General features: G+C 71.7%; 20 protein-coding genes. 7 read left to right on the plus strand and 13 right to left on the minus strand.

What is annotated here, in order from left to right; all coding sequences use genetic code 11:
- Positions 1 to 279: 279 nt before the first annotated feature.
- From ACWIYF_RS23745 to amrS, 6 genes are all read right to left on the minus strand, one after another.
- The gene (locus tag ACWIYF_RS23745) at positions 280 to 4137 is read right to left on the minus strand and encodes a tetratricopeptide repeat protein (RefSeq protein WP_448625282.1); all 3858 of its coding nucleotides are present in this window, start codon (positions 4135 to 4137) and stop codon (positions 280 to 282) included.
- The gene (locus ACWIYF_RS23750; RefSeq protein ID WP_448625283.1) at positions 4134 to 5678 is read right to left on the minus strand and encodes a hypothetical protein; all 1545 of its coding nucleotides are present in this window, start codon (positions 5676 to 5678) and stop codon (positions 4134 to 4136) included. Before ACWIYF_RS23750 ends, ACWIYF_RS23745 begins: the two co-directional genes overlap by 4 nt.
- Positions 5679 to 5689: 11 nt before the next feature.
- Positions 5690 to 6799, minus strand: a complete 1110-nt coding sequence (locus ACWIYF_RS23755) for a hypothetical protein (RefSeq protein ID WP_448625284.1) — start codon at positions 6797 to 6799, stop codon at positions 5690 to 5692.
- Positions 6800 to 6846: 47 nt separating this feature from the next.
- Positions 6847 to 7530 (minus strand): hypothetical protein, encoded by a 684-nt coding sequence (locus ACWIYF_RS23760; protein WP_448625285.1) that lies wholly within the window; start codon positions 7528 to 7530, stop codon positions 6847 to 6849.
- A gap of 128 nt (positions 7531 to 7658) precedes the next feature.
- On the minus strand, positions 7659 to 8468 hold the full coding sequence (gene amrB, locus ACWIYF_RS23765; RefSeq protein WP_448625286.1) for an AmmeMemoRadiSam system protein B: 810 nt from the start codon (positions 8466 to 8468) through the stop codon (positions 7659 to 7661).
- A 3-nt stretch (positions 8469 to 8471) separates the two neighbouring features.
- Complete coding sequence (gene amrS, locus ACWIYF_RS23770) at positions 8472 to 9569, minus strand: AmmeMemoRadiSam system radical SAM enzyme (protein ID WP_448625287.1); 1098 nt, start codon at positions 9567 to 9569, stop codon at positions 8472 to 8474.
- Positions 9570 to 9643: 74 nt separating this feature from the next.
- Between amrS and ACWIYF_RS23775 the strand changes: the two genes are divergently transcribed.
- Positions 9644 to 10255, plus strand: a complete 612-nt coding sequence (locus tag ACWIYF_RS23775; protein WP_448625288.1) for an HAD family hydrolase — start codon at positions 9644 to 9646, stop codon at positions 10253 to 10255.
- Positions 10256 to 10269: 14 nt separating this feature from the next.
- Here the strand turns inward: ACWIYF_RS23775 and ACWIYF_RS23780 are convergent, their stop codons facing one another.
- Positions 10270 to 10779: an N-acetyltransferase family protein gene (locus tag ACWIYF_RS23780; RefSeq protein WP_448625289.1), complete on the minus strand. Its 510-nt coding sequence runs from the start codon at positions 10777 to 10779 to the stop codon at positions 10270 to 10272.
- Positions 10780 to 11013: 234 nt separating this feature from the next.
- Between ACWIYF_RS23780 and ACWIYF_RS23785 the strand changes: the two genes are divergently transcribed.
- The 4 genes from ACWIYF_RS23785 to ACWIYF_RS23800 all read left to right on the plus strand — a co-directional run bounded on the left by ACWIYF_RS23785 (position 11014) and on the right by ACWIYF_RS23800 (position 14661).
- Entirely contained in the window at positions 11014 to 11658 is a 645-nt protein-coding gene (locus ACWIYF_RS23785; RefSeq protein WP_448625290.1) for an ATP-dependent Clp protease proteolytic subunit, read from the plus strand.
- A gap of 117 nt (positions 11659 to 11775) precedes the next feature.
- Positions 11776 to 12972, plus strand: a complete 1197-nt coding sequence (locus ACWIYF_RS23790; RefSeq protein ID WP_448625291.1) for a YihY/virulence factor BrkB family protein — start codon at positions 11776 to 11778, stop codon at positions 12970 to 12972.
- Between the two features lie 86 nt (positions 12973 to 13058).
- A complete protein-coding gene (locus ACWIYF_RS23795) occupies positions 13059 to 13301 on the plus strand; it encodes a hypothetical protein (RefSeq protein ID WP_448625292.1) in 243 nt (80 codons plus the stop codon).
- Between the two features lie 16 nt (positions 13302 to 13317).
- The gene (locus tag ACWIYF_RS23800; RefSeq protein ID WP_448625293.1) at positions 13318 to 14661 is read left to right on the plus strand and encodes an adenylate/guanylate cyclase domain-containing protein; all 1344 of its coding nucleotides are present in this window, start codon (positions 13318 to 13320) and stop codon (positions 14659 to 14661) included.
- 6 nt (positions 14662 to 14667) lie between these two features.
- Here the strand turns inward: ACWIYF_RS23800 and ACWIYF_RS23805 are convergent, their stop codons facing one another.
- The 3 genes from ACWIYF_RS23805 to ACWIYF_RS23815 all read right to left on the minus strand — a co-directional run bounded on the left by ACWIYF_RS23805 (position 14668) and on the right by ACWIYF_RS23815 (position 17304).
- Positions 14668 to 15543, minus strand: a complete 876-nt coding sequence (locus ACWIYF_RS23805) for a hypothetical protein (protein ID WP_448625294.1) — start codon at positions 15541 to 15543, stop codon at positions 14668 to 14670.
- 7 nt (positions 15544 to 15550) lie between these two features.
- Positions 15551 to 16372 (minus strand): class I SAM-dependent methyltransferase, encoded by an 822-nt coding sequence (locus ACWIYF_RS23810; RefSeq protein WP_448625295.1) that lies wholly within the window; start codon positions 16370 to 16372, stop codon positions 15551 to 15553.
- A 137-nt stretch (positions 16373 to 16509) separates the two neighbouring features.
- Complete coding sequence (locus ACWIYF_RS23815) at positions 16510 to 17304, minus strand: alpha/beta hydrolase family protein (RefSeq protein ID WP_448625296.1); 795 nt, start codon at positions 17302 to 17304, stop codon at positions 16510 to 16512.
- Between the two features lie 375 nt (positions 17305 to 17679).
- Between ACWIYF_RS23815 and ACWIYF_RS23820 the strand changes: the two genes are divergently transcribed.
- Both ACWIYF_RS23820 and ACWIYF_RS23825 read left to right on the plus strand, forming a co-directional pair.
- Complete coding sequence (locus ACWIYF_RS23820; protein WP_448625297.1) at positions 17680 to 17850, plus strand: hypothetical protein; 171 nt, start codon at positions 17680 to 17682, stop codon at positions 17848 to 17850.
- Between the two features lie 208 nt (positions 17851 to 18058).
- Positions 18059 to 19141: a hypothetical protein gene (locus tag ACWIYF_RS23825; protein ID WP_448625298.1), complete on the plus strand. Its 1083-nt coding sequence runs from the start codon at positions 18059 to 18061 to the stop codon at positions 19139 to 19141.
- Positions 19142 to 19172: 31 nt separating this feature from the next.
- On the opposite strand, the gene frdD is transcribed toward ACWIYF_RS23825, so the two are convergent.
- From frdD to ACWIYF_RS23840, 3 genes are read right to left on the minus strand one after another with little or no spacing between them, the layout of a single operon-like run.
- Positions 19173 to 19520 (minus strand): fumarate reductase subunit FrdD, encoded by a 348-nt coding sequence (gene frdD / locus ACWIYF_RS23830; RefSeq protein WP_448625299.1) that lies wholly within the window; start codon positions 19518 to 19520, stop codon positions 19173 to 19175.
- A complete protein-coding gene (locus tag ACWIYF_RS23835; RefSeq protein WP_448625300.1) occupies positions 19517 to 19927 on the minus strand; it encodes a hypothetical protein in 411 nt (136 codons plus the stop codon). Before ACWIYF_RS23835 ends, frdD begins: the two co-directional genes overlap by 4 nt.
- Positions 19924 to 20679, minus strand: a complete 756-nt coding sequence (locus ACWIYF_RS23840) for a succinate dehydrogenase/fumarate reductase iron-sulfur subunit (protein WP_448625301.1) — start codon at positions 20677 to 20679, stop codon at positions 19924 to 19926. The genes ACWIYF_RS23835 and ACWIYF_RS23840 overlap by 4 nt, the downstream gene beginning before the upstream one ends.
- Positions 20680 to 20681: the final 2 nt, after the last annotated feature.

The following is a 20681-nucleotide window of genomic DNA, read 5'->3' on the forward strand; positions in this document are numbered from 1 at the left end:
GGTGGGAACGTTCGGCAGTCGACGACAGGGAGCTCTCCGCGTGGCCCGGCACAGCGTCCAGCACGTCCTGGCGGCAGCCAGGGCCGCCGACCCGCGCGTCGTCGCGCCGGCCCGCCCCCTCCGGGGCCGGCCGCCCCGCCCGCTCTCGACCGGCAACCTGCTGGCCGACTGCGAGCGGTGGTGCCGCGACCACCTGACGCCCGGCCCCGCGGGATCATGCAGCACCCGGCCCGCTGACCGCGGACAACAGATCCGCAGCGGGCGCTGAAGATGCTCACGTCATGAGCTGACCGGCGGGGACTCCTTCTCCGTCGCGTCGAGTGCCGACTCGACCCAGGAGACGGCCGGCCAGACTTGGCTCGATTCCTCGGCCGTCAGCGCGGCGTCCAGACGTCGGCGGGCCAGGGCCACGCCCTTCTCCGGCAGGCTCCATCGGCGCTCCGCGGCGTCCAGCTCCCAACTGGCCACGGCCAGATATCCCCGCCGTCCGTGCGGGCGCCAGGAACGCTCGTTGCGCATTATCGCGCGCTCGTACTCCGCCAAGGCGAACTCTTCCCGGTTCAGGGCGAGCAGCGCCAACGCGAGATCGAAACCCTCGGACCCGGATCGGCGGGGGACGGTGAGCCGGAGCAGGCGGTCGACCGCTGCCTCGAAGTTCCCGAGCTGGAACTGGCAGACTCCTTCGTCGAGCAGCGATGCCCCGGCCAGCGAGAGCCCCTGCCCGAAGGCCTCGACGGCGCCGTGCGGGTCATCGAGCGCGAGCCGCGCCTCGCCGAGCCGCCGGTACAGCCAGCTGCTCGGCCCCTGCTCGCGCAGCACCCGCTCCACCGTCTCCGCGTAGGCGGGCCCGGCGTTCGGCTCGTGGCGCAGCGCCCAGATGAGTGGCTGGAGGGGACGGGGATCGGCCGGCGATCGGATGACGGCCTGATTGAGGGCACGGTGGCTGGTGGTGAAGAAGCCGGCGTCATTGAGCAGTACCCCGGCCAGCGTGAGCCCCTCCGGAGTGGGCGAGTCCGACAAGAGGAGCCGTGCGATCGTCCACGCCTCGTCGGGGGCATCGAGCTGGACGAGGCGTTGGCCGACGTCGAGAAGCAGGCCTGGCTGATCCGACCGCTCCTGCCAGAGCTTCTGAAGCCGCTCGAGTGCCTGGTCAGGCTCGTCGAGGAGGTCGTAGGCCTCCGCCAGGTCCATCAGCAGTTCCGCGTCCGGTCCGCCGGACGGCGCGGGCGTGTCCGACGAGCCGGATCGGCTGGTGGCGCGCTCGAGGACGGCAACGGCTTCGTACGCGTTCCCGCACTCCAGCTGCGCCCGCCCCAGCCCGTGCAGGAGCTCCACGTTGCCCGGCTCCAGATCGACAGCTCGGGTCAGGCTCGCGATGGCGCCGTCCGTGTCCTTGGATTCGAGCTGGGTCCAGCCCAGCTGCGACCAGCCCTCTGCGTCGCCCGGGTAGTCCGTGACGTACGCGTTCGCCTTGGCCAGGGCCTCGGACCGGCGCCCGAGGAGGCGAGCCAGCCGGATGTACTCGAGAACCACCGACCGCTCGGATTGACGTCCCAGCACGGCAAGGTGGCGGAGAGCCTCCTGCGACATCCCCAGCTGCCAATAGACCTCGGTCAGCATGGCGCGGGCCTGCATGGCCGACTCATCGGTCCCCACCACTCGCTCCAGCACCTGCCGCGCGGGGTTGAGTCGACCCAACATCGCCAATGCATAGCCTTCGGCCTCGAGCATCGACGCGCTGTCCTCCCCGGCACCTCGAGCCTGCTCGACCAGCTCGAGGGCGCCTTGCGCGTCGCCCGCGGCGAGCGTTGCCCAGGTCAGCCGCTCCCGAAGTCTGGGGTCCGTGGGATTGCTCTCCCGGATCTCGGTCCACAGCTGAGCCGCCCCCCGGAAATCGCCCCTCTTCTGCAGCACCTCGGCACGGAGCTCGTCGACGGGGAGTCCGGGTGCCGCCTCCGGACCGATGGCGGACAAGGAGCGTTCGGCCCCGTCGGCGTCACCCAGGTCGAGGAGGAGCTGCGCCCGCCGGAAGAGCAGCCTGGGATGGCGAGGCCATGCCGACAGGGCGGCATCCAGCTGCTGGCGTGCCCGGCCTGATTCCCCCAGGTCGACGAGCACGTCGGCGCGGCGGACGGACAGTTCTGGCGACCCGAGCTCGTCTGCTGACTGCTCCAGCAGCGCCAGCGCCCGCTCACGGTTCTCCGGACCGAGTGCGGTGGCGAGAAGCAGATCCACCTCGGCGTTCGGCCCGAGAGCGTCCCGTGCCTGGGTCAACGCCGTGACCGCGTCGTCCGCATCGCCGGCGTAGAGGTGCAGACGCCCAAGCTCGAGGAGCAGGCTTCCTCGCAACCTCTTCTGAGCCCTCGGAGAGACGAGCGCTCGGGTGGCCAGGCCCGTCGCCAGCCGGTCGAGCCGCCGGTCCACGAGCTCGCTGACGAGCGGCAGGACGACGTCCTCCTCGATGGCAACCGACGCCAGGAGTGCGTCGGCCTCCCCGGATCGATCGGTTCGTTCGTACGCCTCGGCCAAGGACGCCACGACGAGGGGATGTCGGTAGCCGGCGTCGACGGCCGGCTCGAGAGCCTGCACTGCCTCGGGGAATCGACCGAGCGCCGCGAGATCCAGGCCTCGGACGACCAGGAGCGACGGCTCCCCCGGTCGGAGCTCCAGTGCACGCTCGGTGACGGACAGGGAGTCCTCGTGCCGATTGAGCCGAAGCAGGGACTCGGCCAGTCGTGAGAGCAGCTCCGGATCGGCATCGCGCGACTGGACCGCCGGACCGAGAAGCTCGACGACTTCCTCCGGCCGACCCGCGTCCCGGAGCAGGTCGGCCAGACTCGCCAGCACGTCAGAGTCGTCCTCCGTTGCCTCGTGGACCAGTCGCAGGACGTCGATGGCGTTGTCGACACGCCCGGCGAGTCGAAGCTCGTCGGCGTAGCGAAGCCACGCGGACGTGGGCGTTCGGTCCAGCGCTTGAGCTCGCAGGAGATCCGCCCGCGCGGCTCGCTTGTCACCGACAGCCGCGCGGCGGGCGAAGAGCACCGGGTGCCGGACTCCGGCAGCGATCGCTCGATCCAGGACCTCCTTCACCTCGCTCGCTCTGTGCAGCCGCAACAGCAGGCGAGAGAGCTCATCGGCGACCTGGATGTCGTTCGGCGCCCTGGCCCCGACAGGGGACAAGTAGTCCACAGCCCCCTCGAGATCCCCCTCGCTCTCGCGGACGGCTGCTTCGAGCAAGTCGTCGATGACGCCGGGGGACGTGCCGACCGCCCCAGGGTTCGCGTCGACGAGTTGGTGGAGCAGCCTTCTCGCTCGTCGCGCGTCGCCGAGTTGCGCGTATGCCAGGGTCTCCACCCGAAGGGCTGCCACCGAGGTGCCCGTTTGCGTTGCGTCCATCGGTGCGCGCGCGACCCGGTCCGCCTCCTCGGCCGCAGCAGCGAGACGGCCGGACAACCGCAAAGCCTCAGCGAGCACGAGCCTCGCGCCGGCACGTTCGGGATGCGTGGTGATCACCTGCTCGAGCTGGTCCACCGCCAGATCCGCCTGGCCCAGCGCGAGGAAGGCATGACCGGCGCGTTCGCGCAGGGCCGTGCCATCGGCGTCCGCCTGCTCCAGCAACCGCGCGCAGGACGCCTGGAGATGTGCGTCCGAGGGCCGGCGGGACGCCGCCTCCGCCAGGAGGTCGACCGCAGTCCGGTGGTCCTTTCCCGCGATGCGCAGCATCGCCACCGCGGCCGCAGCCCACGGGTCGAGAACGGCTCGCCGGCCCGCCAATATGGCGAGCATCGAGGAGGGGTCGTCCCTGCGGAGCGCGAGGACGGCGACCGACTGTGCGTCCAGGCTCTCGATGGGGCATTCCCCCAGCCGCTTGTCGGCATCGTCCCAGTCCGTGGACCTCCCGGTGCACCACGCGCGGCCTCCGGCGGCCGAGGCCAGGACTACCTGACCGGCCAGGGCATCGGAGAATCCGTCGGCCGCCTTGGCCGCCGCGGCGAAAAGACGCACAGCGTGCTCGTTGTCGCCGGAGACCGCGGCCCTCCATCCCTCCGCGAGGAGGGAGGCAACTCGCGTGACGTCGGCCTGCGGTCGCGTGGATACGACGCCGGGCATCAACCAGTTGCTAATCACGACGCTCACCCACCGCTCGACCCCTTGGCCACGCTCCCCATGCTGGGCTTGGACACCGATCCCGCACGCGGCGGCTTCCCCGTCGACATGCGCATGCGGAGGTTCGCCAGCTCACCCGCCCATTCCTCGGTCGCCACAACGTCTCGGCCGAGTCCGAGACGAGCCCACCACGCCGCATTGAGCACGTGACGAAGACCCACCTCCGGGCTCTTCACGAACTCCTTGGCCGCCTCGACGTCGGACAGCAGCGCCAGATCGATGGCTTTGCCCCAGTCGCCCAAGGAAAAGGGACTGTCGAGGCCGATCTCCACGGGCAACCCCGCGGCGATCTCCGCGAGACGGGAGCTTCTGCTCTCATCGATCTTGGGTGCGCGCGCCTGCTTTTCGGCGGCTCGCCACCGCGCGAAGAGGGGATCGACGACCTTCGCCGGAAAGTCGTATCCGAGTAGCGACCCACGAGGTTGATCGACGAGGGCGCAGCGCGCGATGCAAGCACGGTCGGCGTCTGTGAGTCTGCCTCTTCCGATCGGCTTGCCGCGCGGATCGAGTTCCAGGTAGAGCAATGCTGCTACATAGGCCGGCCCGAGCGCCCACGTCGCTATGACGTCAGCGGCGAGCGTCTCCAGCCCCACCGCTCCGAACAGAGCGCGATCACCACGTGCAGAGGCGGCGTGCGCCCTGATCCAGGCAGCGATCTGCTCGCCCGCGGCCAGCCGGCCGAATTCGTGCGCGACGAGGGGCAGGCCCCACAGTGACCACTGCCCGACGCCGAGGGTCAGCACCGGCAGATCGACGAAACGTAGCGCGGCTTCCCGGGCCGGGATCATGAGTGAGTACCTGCCACCGGACGACAAGGACTTGGACAACTCCCCGGAGGCAAGGGCGTAGGAGATGTCACAGAGATCATCGATCCGCTGTCCCGTCATCGAGACGCCCCGCTCGCGGATGGAGATTCCCCCGAGGAGATCCACGTACTGAGCGAGGACTCGCTGCGTTGCTGGAACGACGTCGTCCCCTATCGCCGCCCATGCCTGCGCGACCTCGCCGCGGCGAGCCGTCCGCCCGACGTCGTCGAGCTTGGACCTCCAGTGGTCGGCCACCTTCTTGACCTGACCGGCGAGGTCCGGGTCGAAGGCCACGAGCTGTTGTTCGCTCACCCTCGCGGACCCGGCGATCCTGGACAGTTGCTCAGCCGCCTTCGTCAGGTCGTCCTTCAGGGTGGCTGCCGGGCCGGCGACCTTCTTGATCACGAGGTAGAGCTTCTGCGCATCCAGTTCTTCGAAACTGTCCTCACCGTCTCCTCCCGCGCCTTCGTCCGAGAGGGCCTTCCCGAGCAGGTCCACCAGCGATTCGGCCTGCGTGACGAGGAGCTCGAGCTCCGTTTTGGCCATGGCGGAAGCACGGGACAACTCCTTGATCCTCTTGGCACTCTCGGCGAGAACCATCGACAGTTCGGCCACGTGGGTCAGGCCCCGAACCAGCGAGGCCACGCGCTGGTTCAGGATGTCCGGCATCTCCGAGACTGCCGACGTCCCCGAGACGTCCGCCATCTCTGCAGGGTTCACGCCACCGCCCCCCTCAACGCCGCGGCGATTCGGCCGGCAGCAGCGGGTTCCTCGCGCCAGTCGTGGCGCATCCGGATGAGCCAGGCCGCGTTCAGCAGAGCCACCAGGTCTCCGGCCACCGGTTGCCTCCCCTCTTCCAGCTCAGTGGCCGCTGCGAGGGCGGCGCGCCATACCGAGAAGCGGTTGCGGGGCACCACCGCCGCCTCGAGCTCCTGGCGGACTTCCGACAGGAACTCGACCCATTCCGCACCGGCGTCCACCGCACCACCCTCGGCCGCCCACGCCTGCTCGAGCCAGGCGACGACGTCCTGGGGAACCTCCCCTGTTCGCTGAAGGCTTTCCAGAAGGTCGAGGGAGAGGCCGACGCGGAAGCTCCACGCGGGGTGGTTGGACTCGACCGAGCGCCGGACTCTCGGCGATGCTCGCCAGACCAGCGCCGCGGTGTAGGCGGGACCCAGGAGCAGGGTGGCCAGGCCGTCGGCCAGGAGTTCCTGCACCTTGGAAAAGTTCAGCCAGCCGGGCTTCCTCTTCCCAGCCACCTGCTCGGCGAAGGCGCGCAGGCTCCGCTCGCCCCGGGAATCCTCCAACCTATCGACAGCGACGTGACCCAGTTCGTGGACAGCGATGGGCAGCGACCAGGCATCGAGGGGATACCGGACGTAGACGACCCATGCGCCCTTGCGCGTGTGCTCGCCGGTGGCGACGAGGACGAGACGATCGAACGGCAGGTCGAGGGCACCGGCCAGCCGGGCGAGGAGGGCGTCCGCGACCTTGCCCATGCCGGCGTCGACCGACGTCCCCCGGAGGCAGGCACCGGCCACGACCTCCAGGGCATCCTCCACCGCTTCCCGGCCAAGGGTTTCCGCGTCGAAGAGGTCTGCCCAGGCCTCCTGCCATTCCGCCTGGTTCTCCGCAGTGACCTGCAGAGAGTCGTCGAACGCTGGCACGGCCCGGAGAACGTCGCTGACGCGCTTGTCGAACCATCCGGTCAGGCGCCGGACGACCGCGGCTGACTCATCAGCCCCTCGAGCCTTCCCGCGAACGAGCTCCTGCGCGGCCACCATGCGTTCCAGCAGGGCCGCGCGCCTCGACTCGAAGAGGAGCATCTGTCGGTTCGCCGGCGTATTCATGGCACTCGAAGTGGAGCTCGCGACTACGTCTTCTTCTCGTCGCGGAAGATCTCATACCTGAATTCCAGGTCGTCCTTCCGGAACCGCTCGCCGTCGGAGGGGTGCACACCGAGACCGAAGTCGTCGCGGTTCTGGAACCAAGTTGCCCGGTAGAGCCCGATGGCTCGTCCCGTGGCCTGCGACAACAACCGGAAGACGACGCCGCTCAGGCGTGCCGCCGCGGCGGCGGCAGCCGTCACCACACCGACGGCGGGAACTCCGAAGGCGAGCTTGCTCACGTCTCCGAGCGCTCCGGAGATCTCCGCCGACTCCTTCGCCAGCAGTTCGGCGAGATCCGGCTGGTCATCGGCCGCTCTGGAGGCAGCGATGGTGACGTCGAGGAAATAGGCAGGGTATCCGGAGTAGAGCAGCATGCCCTTCGCCTCTTTGTCGATCGGCAGCTGCTCGTGGTCCCGCACGCCAGAGAAGCGGAACGTGGTGGGCGAATAGAGGTCCGGCACACCATCCGATGGGACCGTTACGCAGATCGCGTCGAGGCGGATGTCCGCGGCTCCGAAGAGCCGCCGGGTGTCGTGAATGGTGACATCTCGAATGGTCACGGAGATCGGCGTCGCGCTGACGCCTTCGAAGCCCGCGGTCGTCGAGATCTCGAACTGCTCCTGAACGCGGGACAAGGTCTCCGTTTCGTCGATGAGCCAGTCGGACATTGCTCCCCCCTCATGCCCTGCTCGCCGGCATGATGACACGGCTGCGCCCTCTTTTGGAGCCCTGACCGACTCATATCTCATTGCCACACGTGTGCCTACGCTGCGCAACTCCCTCGCTGGCTGTGGTCTCACGGTCGAGCGGAAAGACCCCGCTGGATCAGGAAGGCCCCGTAGCCGACGACCCGGCGGGGATCCGCGCCGACGTCGGCGGAGGTGGCCAGCCGCAGCAGTTCGACGGCGAGATCGCGCTCCGCGGCGAGGTGCAGCAGGCCGCACAGCGGCCAGTAACCGCACGCGTCGTCCGGCCGGAGCGCGGACGCGTCCCGGGCGAAGACGGCGGCGGCGGTGCGGTCGTCCCGTTCCCGGGCGGTCCGCTGGTCGAGGTAGTGGCTGAGGTCGGTGGAGACGACGGCGACCGCACCGGGCTCCAGCAGGCGGGCCAGCAGGTCCGACACCGCGGACGGCGGCGTGCGGCCGACCACGACGGGGAGCACGCGGACATCCGGGGTCAGGCTGCGCTGCAGGAACGGCAGCTGGGTCTCCAGGGAGTGCTCGGGCGCGTGCGGGGCGTCGTCCACCGCGACATCGGGGGATCCGGCGGCGACGGTCCTCGCGTCGTCGTCGATCCCGACCGGCCCCAGCGGGGTGGCGAAGGCGTCGACGCCGGGAACGGCCATCCCGTCCAGCGGCACGAAGTGCGCCGGCCCGAGGACGACGACGCGGGTGATCTCCTCGCGCCACGGGACGAGCTGCGCGTAGGCGTGCGCCGCCACTGCCCCGGAGTACTGGAAGCCGGCGTGCGGGGCGACGACCGCGACCGGGCGGGCTCGGGGTTCCTCGGCCGGCACGTCGCCCAGCAGCTCGTCGACGAGGGCGGCAAGGGCGTCCGGGTCGGCGGGGTAGAACCGGCCGGCGACCGCGGCCGGTCGGACGCGCATCGGTCAGCTGCGGGCGAGGGACACCGGCAGCCGCCGGGCTCCCCACCGGCCGACCGGCCCGTCGAACCGGCCTGGGACGGCGGTGCCGCAGGCCGTGCAGCGCCCGTCGTCGGTGAGCCGGTAGCCGCCGATGACGTACCAGTCGCGCTCGACCACGGCCTGCCCGCAGCCGGGGCAGGTGGTCCGTCCGCCGTCGGCGTCGTGGACGTTGCCGGTGTAGACGAAGCGCAGGCCGTGGCGCAGCGCGATCCGGCGGGCCCGGGTCAGCGTCGACGGCGGGGTCGGCGGGACGTCGCGCATCTTGAAGTCCGGGTGGAAGGCGGTGAAGTGCAGCGGCACGTCGAGGCCGAGGTTCGCCGCGATCCAGGCGCACTCGGCATCGATCTCCTGGTCGGAGTCGTTGTGCCCCGGGATGAGCAGCGTGGTGATCTCGAACCACACGTCGGTCTCGTGCCGCAGGTAGACCAGGGTGTCGAGCACCGGCTGCAGGTGGCCGGCGGAGACGCGGCGGTAGAAGTCCTCGGTGAACGCCTTGAGGTCGACGTTCGCGGCGTCGACGTGCGCGTACAGCTCCCGCCGCGCGGCGTCGCCGATGTAGCCGGCGGTGACGAGGACCGACCTGATGCCCCGGGCCCGGCAGGCGTCGGCGACGTCCACCGCGTACTCGAGGAAGATCGTCGGGTCGTTGTAGGTCATGGCGACGCTGCGGCAGCCGAGCCTCTCGGCGGCCTCGGCGATGTCGTCCGGGCCCGCCGCGTCGGCCAGCCGGTCGATCTCGCGGGACTTGGAGATGTCCCAGTTCTGGCAGAACCGGCAGGCCAGGTTGCAGCCGGCGGTGCCGAACGACAGCACCGCGCTGCCGGGCAGGAAGTGGTTGAGCGGCTTCTTCTCGATCGGGTCGACGCAGAAGCCGCTGGACCGCCCGTAGGAGGTCAGCACCACCTGGTCGCCCGCGCGGCCGCGGACGAAGCACAGCCCGCGCTGCCCCTCGTGCAGGCGGCACTCCCGCGGGCAGACGTCGCACTGCACGCGCCCGTCGTCCAGCCGGTGCCAGTGGCGACCCGGAACCGTGTACCCGTCGTCGAGACTGATCTCGGTCATCGCGCCCCCCGGCCCACGATAGGCCGCTCGGAGCCCCGGGTTTCCCCCAACGGACACGGCGGTACCGGCGCGGCATGGGGACGCCGCCACGAGCGCTGCTCCTCGACCTGGCCGGGGTGCTGGCCGACTTCGACCGGGAGACCCGCCTCGACCGGCTGGCCACCGCGGCCGGTCTGACGTCCGACGAGGTCGCGGCCCGGCTCTACGACAGCGGGCTGGTGGCGGCCGCCGACGCGGGGCAGCTGGGCGCGGAGGAGTTCCGGGCGGAGCTCGTCGACCGGCTCGGCCTGCCGGACGGCGCCGACCTCGACGAGCTGTGGACCTCCGCGTTCAGCCCCTACCCCGGTGCCGTCGCCCTGCTCGAGCGCCTCGACCCGGCGCTGCCCCGGGGCCTGCTGACCAACAACGACGCGCTGCTGGCGACGCTGCTCCCCCGCCGCTTTCCCGACCTGTTCGCGCGCCTGGACCCGGTCGCGTTCGCCGGCGCCCTCGGCGTCGCCAAGCCCGACGCCGCTGCGTACCTGCGCGCGATCGAGCAATGGGCCGTCGGCCCCGGCGAGGTGCTGTTCGTCGACGACTCGGGGAAGAACGTCGACGGTGCCCGCGCTGCGGGCCTCCGGGCGGAGCGGGCGACGGGTGTGGACGAGCTGACCGCCGTCCTGGTCGCCGCCGGGCTGGTGGGTTGAGCAGCCGCGCTCGACTACCGACCGTGCTGCATGCCGCGGACCATGCGGATCTCCCGCACCCCGTCCTCGACCTGGGCGGTCCCGTCGGCGACGAAGCCGTGCTTGCGGTAGAACGCCTGTGCGCGAGGGTTGGGGTCGGCCACCCACAACGCCGCCGACTCACCGGGATCGACGACCGCCTCCAGCAGCGCCCGCCCCGCACCCGTGCCGTGGTCGGCTGCGATGACGTAGAGCACGTACAGCTGCCTCGCCCACGCCGCCGCGGCGTCCAGCGGCGGGCCCGACATGGCGATCCCGACCAACTCGCCGTCCCGCTCGCCGACAGCCACGCGGTTGGCGCGATGGCGCTCGTCGGTCAGCGCGGCGGTCCAGAACCGCTCCCGAGCAGCCGGGAAGCCCGGGTCGTCGAGGACTGCATCCGGCACGAGCCCTCGATAGGTCTCCTGCCAGCACCGGACGTTCACGCGCGCCATCTGCGCGACGTCCTCGACCCGGGCCGGGCGAACCGTCAGCGAGGAACTCACCGCCGAACCGTAGTGCGGCGGTTCGCTGAACTCACGACTCTGCCGGGGACCCTGGTCGCGGGCCGACCGTACTGACTCTTACGCGCACACAGAAGGAATGTTCCGGCAATCCCTTTTCGCGGACGGCGCAACAATTCAGCGGTCAGCGGAAAAGGTGTGATATGGGCATGTCGCACGGCCATTCGGAGCAGACTCCGACCCATCGGCACAGTCACCGATCCGGAGGTTCCGCCCATGCCCGCTCCTGCGTCGACGAGCGGCGATGGTGTACGAATGCTGAAGGTAGGACGATCGGCGAGCCTGCACGACGCGATCTTCGACCGGCTGCTCCGCGAGCGGATCATCTTTCTCGGCCGCGAGGTGGACGACGAGATCGCCAATCAGTTCGCCGCGCAGATGCTGCTCCTCTCGGCCGAGGATCCGAAGCGCGACATCCACCTGTACATCAATTCTCCGGGCGGCTCGGTCAGCGCGGGCTTGGCCATCTTCGACACCATGCGCTTCGTCGACTGCGACGTCGCCACGTACGGCATGGGGCTGGCGGCGTCGATGGGCCAGTTCCTGCTCACGGCCGGGACGCCGGGCAAGCGCTACGCCCTGCCGCACACGCGCGTGATGATGCACCAGCCCTCGGCCGGGGTCGGCGGCACGCAGTCGGACATCGCGATCCAGGCCGAGCTGTTCGGACGGCTCAAGCGTGAGGTCAACGAGCTGCAGGCGCTCCACTCGGGGCAGACCGTGGAGCAGATCGAGCGGGACTCCGACCGGGACCGCTGGTTCACCGCGGAGGAGGCCCGTGCGTACGGACTGGTCGACCACGTCGTCGCCTCCGCGGCGGCGCTGCCGGCCCCGCCGGAGGGACGACCGGACGCCGGGTGACTGCGACGGGTGACCGCGACGGGTGACCGCTGCTCCCGAGGCGCACGACGCGCCGCCCGATCCGCAACCCCCGGCACCGGAGGCGGCATCGGGGCGCGCCCTCGCCGGCGTCGGCGGATGGCCGGTTCCCGCCGCGACCGAGCCCGTCCGGTGCGCCGGGCGATCAGCGAACCGTTCGGCCGCATCGCGCCCGACGGGCTGCTCCGGCCCGGCACAGAGCATGCTGTCCCGGTGCCGGAGATGCGCAGCGAGCCGACGGCGACCGGCGTGGGGACCTCGGTCGCGGCAGCGGCCCCGGCCGTCCCGGCGCGGGTGTCGCGGCGCAGCGCCGCCCGGCGGCTGCTCCGGCGGACCCTGGGCAACGCCTGGAACGACGACATCTTCAGCGAGTCGGCGTCCGCGGCGTTCTGGCAGACCCTCTCGGTGCCCCCGCTGCTGCTGGGGCTGTTCGGCACGCTGGGCTTCGTCGGGCAGGTGTTCGGTCCCGACACCGTGGCCGCGGTGCAGCGGTGGATCATCCAGCTCACCGGCGGCTTCTTCAGCGAGGAGGCCCTGGACGAGATCGTCGTCCCCACGGTCGCGGACATCCTGAACACGACCCAGGCGGGTGTGGTCTCGGTGGGGTTCGTGCTCTCGTTCTGGTTCGGGTCCTCGGCGATGGCCGCGTTCGTCGATGCCATCACGCGGGCGTGGGGCCAGTACGAGATCCGCAACCTCCTGTGGCAGCGCGTCCTGGCGGCGGTCATGTACCTGGTCAGCCTGCTGACCGGCATCATCGCCATCCCGCTGCTGACCCTCGGCCCCGAGCGGCTGCTGCCGGTGCTGCCGGACTCGTGGGAGCCCACGGTCAAGGCGGTCACGACCGCGCTCTACTCCCCGCTGACCGGCGTCGTCCTGCTCGTGGCGCTGACGACGCTGTACAAGGTGGCGCTGCCGCTCAAGCCGCCCTGGTACCGCGGCCTGCCCGGCGCCTTGCTGGCCGCGCTGGTCTTCTTCGCGGGAACCACCGGTCTGCGGCTCTACCTGGACTGGATCTCCGACACCGGCTACACGTACGGCGCGCTCGGTGCGCCGATCGCCTTCCTGCTGGCCACGTTCTTCATCGGGTTCTCGATCATCCTCGGCGCGCACCTCAACGCCTCGGTCCAGGCGCTGTGGCCGGTGCCCCTGCGCGACCGCCGGGGCCGGCGGGCGAAGTCCGGACCGGGGACGCCGGCGCTGCGCCGGGCCGTGCGCGAGGATCCGGAGGCCGCCGCCGCGCTGCTCGAAGAACTCGACTACACCGTGCAGCGACCCGCACCGCCGCGCGACTGACCGGCTGCGGGGCCGGCCCTTCCGCACCGGACGGCGCGGCATCATGGACCGCCTCTCAGCCGAGCCGCCGCGATCGGGAGGACGCCATGAGGACAGCAGCCGTCAGGTCGACCGCGACCGGGGCCACCGCGGTGGGAGCGTCGGCGACCGGGGCCCGCAGCGTCGCCTTCGCGGCCGTGCTCGCGTGGGCCTCCGCGGCATCGGCCTTCGCCGCCGTGGCGATCTGGCGCCTGGTGATCCGGAAGCTGGCGATCGGGCAGATGAAGGTGGACCGGCTGGAGATCGACGAGCTCACCGTCCGCCGGTTGCACGTCCTCGAGCGGGAGTGACGGCGCTGCGCGTCCCGTGAGCGCCCCGCCGGAACCCGAGACGCGGTACGCGCGGCTCGGCGACGAGCGCATCGCCTACCAGGTCGTCGGCAGCGGGCCGCCCGACCTCGTCCTGTCGTCCGGGACGTTCAGCAGCATCGACCTGGACTGGGACGACCCGGAGCTGGTCGCCATGTACCACCGGATGAGCCGGTTCTGCCGGCTCATCCGGTTCGACCGCCGCGGCTCCGGCGTCTCGGATCCGCTGCCGCTGCGGGCCCTGCCGCCGTGGGAGTCGTACCTGGAGGAGGTCCTCGCGGTCATGGACGCCGTCGGCGCCCGGCGCGCGGCGGTCATGGGAGTGTGGGACGCAGGCCCGATGGCCGCGTTGTTCGCGGCCACGCACCCCTCCCGGACGAGCGCGCTGATCCTCGCCAACACCGCCGCGCGGGTTCTGGCTGCCGACGACTACCCCATCGGCACGACACCGGAGCGCGCGGCCGCCGTCGTGGACCAGGTGGTGGAGACGTGGGGCACCGAGGACCAGGTGCACCTGCAGGTGCCCAGCCACGCCTCCGACGAGCACTTCCGCCGGTGGTTCGCGCGCTACACCCGCAGCATCGCCAGTCCCGGCGCGGTCCGCGCCTACCTGACGGCGATGCTCGACGCCGACGCCCGCCCGGCGCTGCGCAGCGTGCACGTGCCCACGCTGGTGCTGCACCGCCGCGACTACGCGATGTACCGCATCGAGCACGGCCGCTACCTCGCCGAGCTCGTCGAGGGCGCGATCTTCGTGGAGCTGCCCGGGCGCGACGGTCCGCTGGCCTGGGAGCACCCGGAGCTGGCGGTCGACGCCATCGAGGAGTTCCTCACCGGCGCGCTGCGCAGCACCGCGCCGGAGCGAGCGCTCCGGACCATCGTCTTCACCGACATCGTCGGATCCACCCGGCTCGCCGACGCCCTCGGTGACGCGCGCTGGCGGCAGCTGCTCGACCAGCACGACGAGACGGCGCGGCGGGTGGTGGCGGCCTTCGGCGGCCGGCTGGTCGAGACGACGGGGGACGGCGTCCTGGCGACCTTCGACGGCCCCGGGCGCGCGGTCCGCGCGGTGCTCGCGCTGCGGGAGGACCTCGGCCGCCTCGGCCTGGAGATCCGGACCGGCGCGCACACCGGCGAGGTGGAGGTGCGCGGTTCCCACGTCGGAGGCATCGCCGTCCACATCGCCGCCCGCGTCATGCAGGCGGCCGGCGCCGGCGAGATCCTCGTCTCCCGGACGGTGCGGGACATCCTGGCCGGGTCGGGGCTGCACCTCGCCGAGCGCGGGCCGCACGCCCTGAAGGGCGTGCCGGAGGAGTGGGAGCTCTTCGCCGTCGAGTCGTGAGGCGGCTCAGCCGAACTGCCGGTCGTAGCCCGGTCCCACCCCGGTCAGGACGGCGAGCGCGCGCAGGTGGCGGCCGGTGTTGCCGGCGGTCCACAGGAACCGGTCCGCGTGCGGCCACGCGTAGGCAGGCGCGCCGTCGTCCAGCAGGCCGGTCAGGCGCGGTTCCCCCAGAGCGGCGGCGGAGAACGCGTACAGGTCCGGGAGCCGGGGCGCGATCACCCCGTAGTCCAGCGCGCGGGCGAGCGGCTGCTCCCGGGCGATCGCCTCCGTCAGCGGCATCCGCAGCGGATAGTGGCTCGGGAAGGAGCGGCGGAGGTCGAGGAAGAGCCGGACCGCCGGTCCCCGCGGGTCGGCGAGCACCGGGCCGAGGGGGCGCAGCGGGCCGAGAGCGAGCCGCGGACGGGCGACCAGCGCGTGGGTGTAGAGCACCCGCAGCAGCGCGACGTTCATCATGAACCGCTCCACGGGCAGTTCGTCCGCCGTCAGCCGCTCGTGCTCCAGGTAGGCGGCCACGATGCTGGCGTTGTGGGCGCGGTACCAGGCCGCCGGCGCGGGCTCGCGGAGGAACCGCAGCCACAGCTCGACGCTGGCTGCGCGGGGCTGACCGTGCGCGCCGGCGGCCAGCAGATCGGCCTCCACCTTGTCCCGCAGCAGCCGCTCGTTGACCGCCCGCCACCACGGGCTGCCGGGCTGCTCGGCGTCCGGCGGCGCGAGCACTCCCCTGGCGAGCGCCCACCGCAGGAAGCTGAGCTCGGCCGGGGCGTACCGCCGTCGTGGACCCGCGGCGTCCCGGTAGAAGCGCGCCGCCAACGCGTAGCGCGCCGCAGGCTCGTCGCGGACCTCGGCCACTCGCTGGGCCGCGGTCGCCGCCGCATCGCCCATCGGGGCCCTAGAAGCGGTAGTGCAGGACGATCGTGCCCTTGCGGGACCAGGCCGTGCTGTGCGACGACAGCCGGTAGTACAGCCGCAGCACCGGCGGGAACCGGGCGATCTCGGGTTCGCGGCTGAGCAGGATCTCCCGCACCAGGTGCAGTCGGGGGTTCCAGCGCTCGAAGACGCGGGGGTCGTCGACGCCCGGGAACTTGAGCAGGCCGGAGACGCCCTTGGTGCCGGGAGTGTGCTTGGTCGCCCAGATCGCGAACTTCGCGTAGGAGTTGAAGACCATCTCACCGCTGGGGAAGTGGCCGATCAGCCGGTCGAGCAGGGAGGTCACGTCGTCCTGGGTGAGGAAGCCGATCAGGCCGTCGGCGACGATCACGGCCGGGCGATCGGTCGGGACGGCGTCCAGCCACTCCGCGGTCGTGACGTCGGCGCCGATGGTGTGCGTGTTCGGCCGATCCGGGATCAGGCCCGCCCGCGCCTCGATCACCGCCGGGAGGTCGACGTCATACCAGTCGACGGTGGACGGCGGGTCGAGGCGGATCGCCCGGGTGTCCAGGCCCGCGCCCAGGTCGAGCCCCACCGCGTCCGGGTGCCGGGCGAGGAACGCCGACACGACCTCGTCCATCTTCTTCGCCCGGAGGGCCGCGTTCAGCCGCAGGTTCGTGTCGATGTGCAGGTGGCCGTAGTCGTAGCCCAGCGTGCGGACGATCTGGTCGGCCATGGCGTCGCCGAGGACCGGATGCGGGGAGCGGTTGTCGAGCGCGCGGCAGCAGAGCGTCACGAAGAGGCTGTCTTCGAGCGGCGTGAAGGCGGGCAGGGTGGTTGCCATCGTTCGACCCCTCGTGGTCGTCGTGGATGCGTTCCCACGTGCGGCGGCGGCCCCCGCTGATCCGCTCCCTTCCGCCTCCACCCAAGCGCATCCCGGACGGCCTCCCACAGGGCGCTTCGGCCCTTCATCGGTCCGGTTCAGCCTGCGTCGTCGCCCGGGGCCTCGTACGCGTCCACGCCCCGGCGCGCCAGAGCGGGAACGGCGTCGCGGGCCAGCCAGTCGCCCGCGGCGGCATCGTCGCGGAGGACGGCGTCGAGGTGGGCGAGGGTCAACGCGCCGGCGAAGGTGTGCGCCGCCTCCGCCGTGCACAGCTCGGCGAACGGCCGCAGAGCGCCGGGGATCCACGCGGCCTCACCGGGCAGCGAACTCGCCCGCAGGGCCTCGTGCGCGCTCGCCGCGTCATCGAGGAAGTGCAGGTGATCGGCCCGCCGCAGGACGAACATCCGCTTGGGCGGCGGACAGCGTCGGAACAGTTCGGCGACGCCGTCCAGGGGCGTCAGGACGTCCTGGTCGCCGGTGAGGACCAGCGTGGGCACGGGCCGCCCCCAGGCGAAGGAGAGCGTCACGGGCAGGACGCCCGGCCGGGGATGCGAGCTGCCCGCCGGCGCCAGGCTCACCACGGCCCGCACGCGCGGCTCGACCTCGGGCGCGGCCAGCGCCGTCCAGCCGCCGAAGCTGTGCCCGACCACGGCGGCTCGGCTTCCCTCCGACAGCCGGTCGAGTGCCAGGCGCAGGTCCGGCACGCGGCTCGCGACGACCGCCTCGATGCGGCGGGCTGCGGCCTCCGCTGTCTCACCGTGCGGTGCCCTGAGCTCCGGGACGACGACCTCGCTGTGATCCAGCGCGGCGACGGCGTAGCCGTGGGCGGCGAGGTGCTCGCACAGGTACGTCGTCGAGTGCCGATCCCCGCCGCTCAGGTGTGAGACCAGCACGAGGGGTGGGCGTGCCGATCCGACCGGCCGCCACACATCACACGGGAGCCGGCGGCCGCGGACGCGATCGACCAGGTCGGAGGACTGCACGTCGACCCGGCACGGACCGGCCGCGAACGGGTCGTAGGGAGCGGCCACCGGGCAAGCCTGGGCTCATCGGGTGCTCGCGCACCACCAGCGCCTGCTCGGCGGGTGTCATCGCGGACGCCGCTCGCTGACCGCATCCGGGGGCGCCCCCGTGGCCGAAGAGGGGATGACAGTTCGGACACGGGAGCCGCCCAGCATGGACAACAGCTCTGCCGTCACCCGCATCGCGGGACACGCTCGAGGGGCACCGGATGCCAGGGCGCCCATTGCCGGTTCAGCCCCCAGGCCATGACGGAACCGGACGACATCATCCGGCGGGTCAGCAGCAGCGAGCCGATGAGCGTCGCCGAACTCCAGCGCGCGCACGCGTCGTTGGGGCGCTACGTGCAGTCGGGGCGGCCGGACGTCCTGGCGGCCCGGCTGCGCGTGGCCATCCGGCTCGAGCAGCTCGGGGCCTGAGCCCGCCTCGCCGCACCGGTTGGCGGACGGCATTGGCGGGTAGCGCGGGGACGGCGCGATCGACGGGCCGCCCGCGCAGCGCCCCGCTTCGCCGGCCGCCCGAGGTGGGGAGGCGGCCATGGCATTGCCCGATCGAGGCATCCTGCGGACCTGGGTCGGCAGAACGGTGATCGACCGCGACGGCGCCGAGATCGGCGTGTGCACCGCCGTGCTGACCGACGACGGCACGGGACTGCCGGAGTGGCTCTACGCCGAAGTCGACGAGGCGACGGTGATCGTCCCGCTCGTCGACGCGACCGAGGCGGGCGAACACGTGCAGGTCGCGGTCAGCCGCAGCAAGGTCGGCGACGCGCCGCGACCCGCGGGTGACACCCAGCACCTGTCCCAGGGCGAGGAAGCGGCGCTCTACCGCCACTACGGGATCGAGTACTCGCGGGCCGCATCGGAGACCGTGCTGCCGACCGATGTCCCGCCGCCCGATGCTCCCGTCGGCACACCCGAGGCGGTCGCCGACCAGCCCGACAGGGCGGATGTCGCTCGACGGGGTCCGGGCGTGGCAGCGGTTCTCGCGGTCCTCGCCGGCGTGGGGGTCCTCGTCGCCGGGGTACTGCGCCTGCGCCGGCGGCGGTCCCAGCCGCAGCCGGGACTGACCGTCCGACGCGCCCGCGACGGTGCCGCGGCGGCCGGACGGGTCGCTGCCGCCGCCGCGAGCAGTGCCCGCGCCGCATCGGTGGAGGCGACGGCGCGGACGAGGGAGATGGTCGCCGCGGCGGCGCCCCTGGTCGCGGCCATCGGGGGGCTCGTCTGGCGCGGGACGCGCGCTGGAGCGGCGTCCGCCCTGCATGCCGCGAGCGCGATCAGGCTCGGCGGCGCCGTCGAAACGGTTCCCGAGGTCGTCTCCGAGACGGGCAAACGACTACGGAAGGGCAGGAAGAAGCTCATGGGCAGGTTGTCGTTGGGATTGGGCTTCGGCGTGGGATACGTCGTCGGTGCCCGCGCGGGGCGGGCGAGGTTCGAGCAGATCAAGCGCGCCGCCTCGAGCTTCGCGGAACGGCCGGAGGTCCAACAGGCACTGGACAAGGTGAAGGATGCCGCCCCGGCCGCGCTGCAGGCCCGCATCGGCGCGATGTCCCAGCGCACGTCCGGGGCCACCAGCGATGTGGGACGACCTGCTGGCGAGGACACCGTCACCGTCCTCCCGCCGGTCGTGGATGCCGACCCGGTCATCGGGGCATCGGGCGACGTCGTCCCACCGCCTGCGCCGAGCGACGGACCGGACGGGCCGCCGTGACCCCCTGCACCGAGGAGCGCGGCGCGCTGATCTAGGCGGCGGACCAGAGCACGGCCACCGCGGCGACCGAGCCCACCACGGCGGCGCCGTAGCACAGCACCGCGACGGTCCGCTTCTTCTTGATCTGCAGCCCGTCGTACAGCGTGTACCGGAAGCGGTGGGCGCTGTGCACGAGCGCCAGCACGAACGCGACGAGCAGGGCGATGAAGGTCAGCGGGTGACCGACGACGGCGCGCAGGTGGGCGTAGTCGAGATCGAGCCAGCCCAGCGGGACCAGCAGCCCGAACAGAAGCACCATGATCGGCAGGGCCACCGCGGCCAGCACGCCGCCGGCGCTGAACATCAGCCACACGAGCGGTTCGACGCGCCGCCGGCTCATCGGGTCACCAGCCAGAGCACGAACAGGGAGACCACCACCAGGCCGGTGTACTGCCCGGCGAGGATGTGGAAGTCCGGCACCTTCCGGCCGTCCAGCCGGACCTCCATCGCCTGCGGGGTGAGGGCGAACCAGGTCACCGTGTGCAGCAGCACGAAGACCAGCGCCAGCAGGTTCAACGCGATGACCCACGGCGCGGACGCCCAGTCGAGGAAGCGCCGGTACTGCGCCTCGCCCTGACCGACGGCGTAGAGGAGCAGCAGCAGGTACACCACGAACCAGGCGATGAAGACGCTGCTGATCTCGCGCATCACGAAGACGAAGTAGGTGCGCTTCCGGGTCCACCACCAGGTCGAGATGCGCGGCCGGTACAGGCGCAGAGGGGCCGGCGTGCCCCCGGAGGGAGTCATCGCGCGCCCCGCGGGAGCAGGAAGGCCTTCACCGTCTGCAGCGCCGTCTTCAGCTTGTACCGCTGGATGGCGGAGGCGGGATCCACGTGCTTCGGGCACACCCGCGTGCACTCGCCGACGAAGGTGCAGCCCCAGACGCCCTCGTGCTCGATGAGGACGTCGAGACGCTGCCGCCCGCCGTGATCGCGCGAGTCGAGGTCGTACCGCTCGGCGAGCGCGATCGCGGCCGGTCCGATGAACTCGGGGTCGAGGCCGTAGACCGGGCAGGCGGAGTAGCAGAGCATGCAGTTGATGCACATGCTGAACTGCCGGTAGGCGTCCAGCTCCTCGGGCGTCTGGAGGTACTCCACGTCGGGCTCGACGTTCCGGTGCGGGTCGTCGTCCGGGCGGATGATCCAGGGCTTGACCCGCGGCAGCTTCGCCATGAAGTCGGACAGGTCGACGACCAGGTCACGCACCACCGGGAAATTCGCCAGGGGCTCGATCGTGACCGGGCCCGGCGCGTAGTCGGAGAGGAACGTGGCGCAGGTCAGCTTGGGTTCGCCCTCGACGTTCATGCCGCAGCTGCCGCAGATGCCCATGCGGCACGACCAGCGGAACGACAGGGTGGTGTCGACCTCGTTCTTGACGTGGTTGAGGCCGTCGAGGACCGTCCACTCCTTCCGCATCGGGACCTCGTACTCCTGCCAGTGCGGCTCGGAGTCGGTGTCGGGTCGGTACCGGGACACCCTGAGCTGGATGCTGTCCGCCATCG

It is taken from the genome of Geodermatophilus sp. URMC 64, from assembly GCF_053502555.1.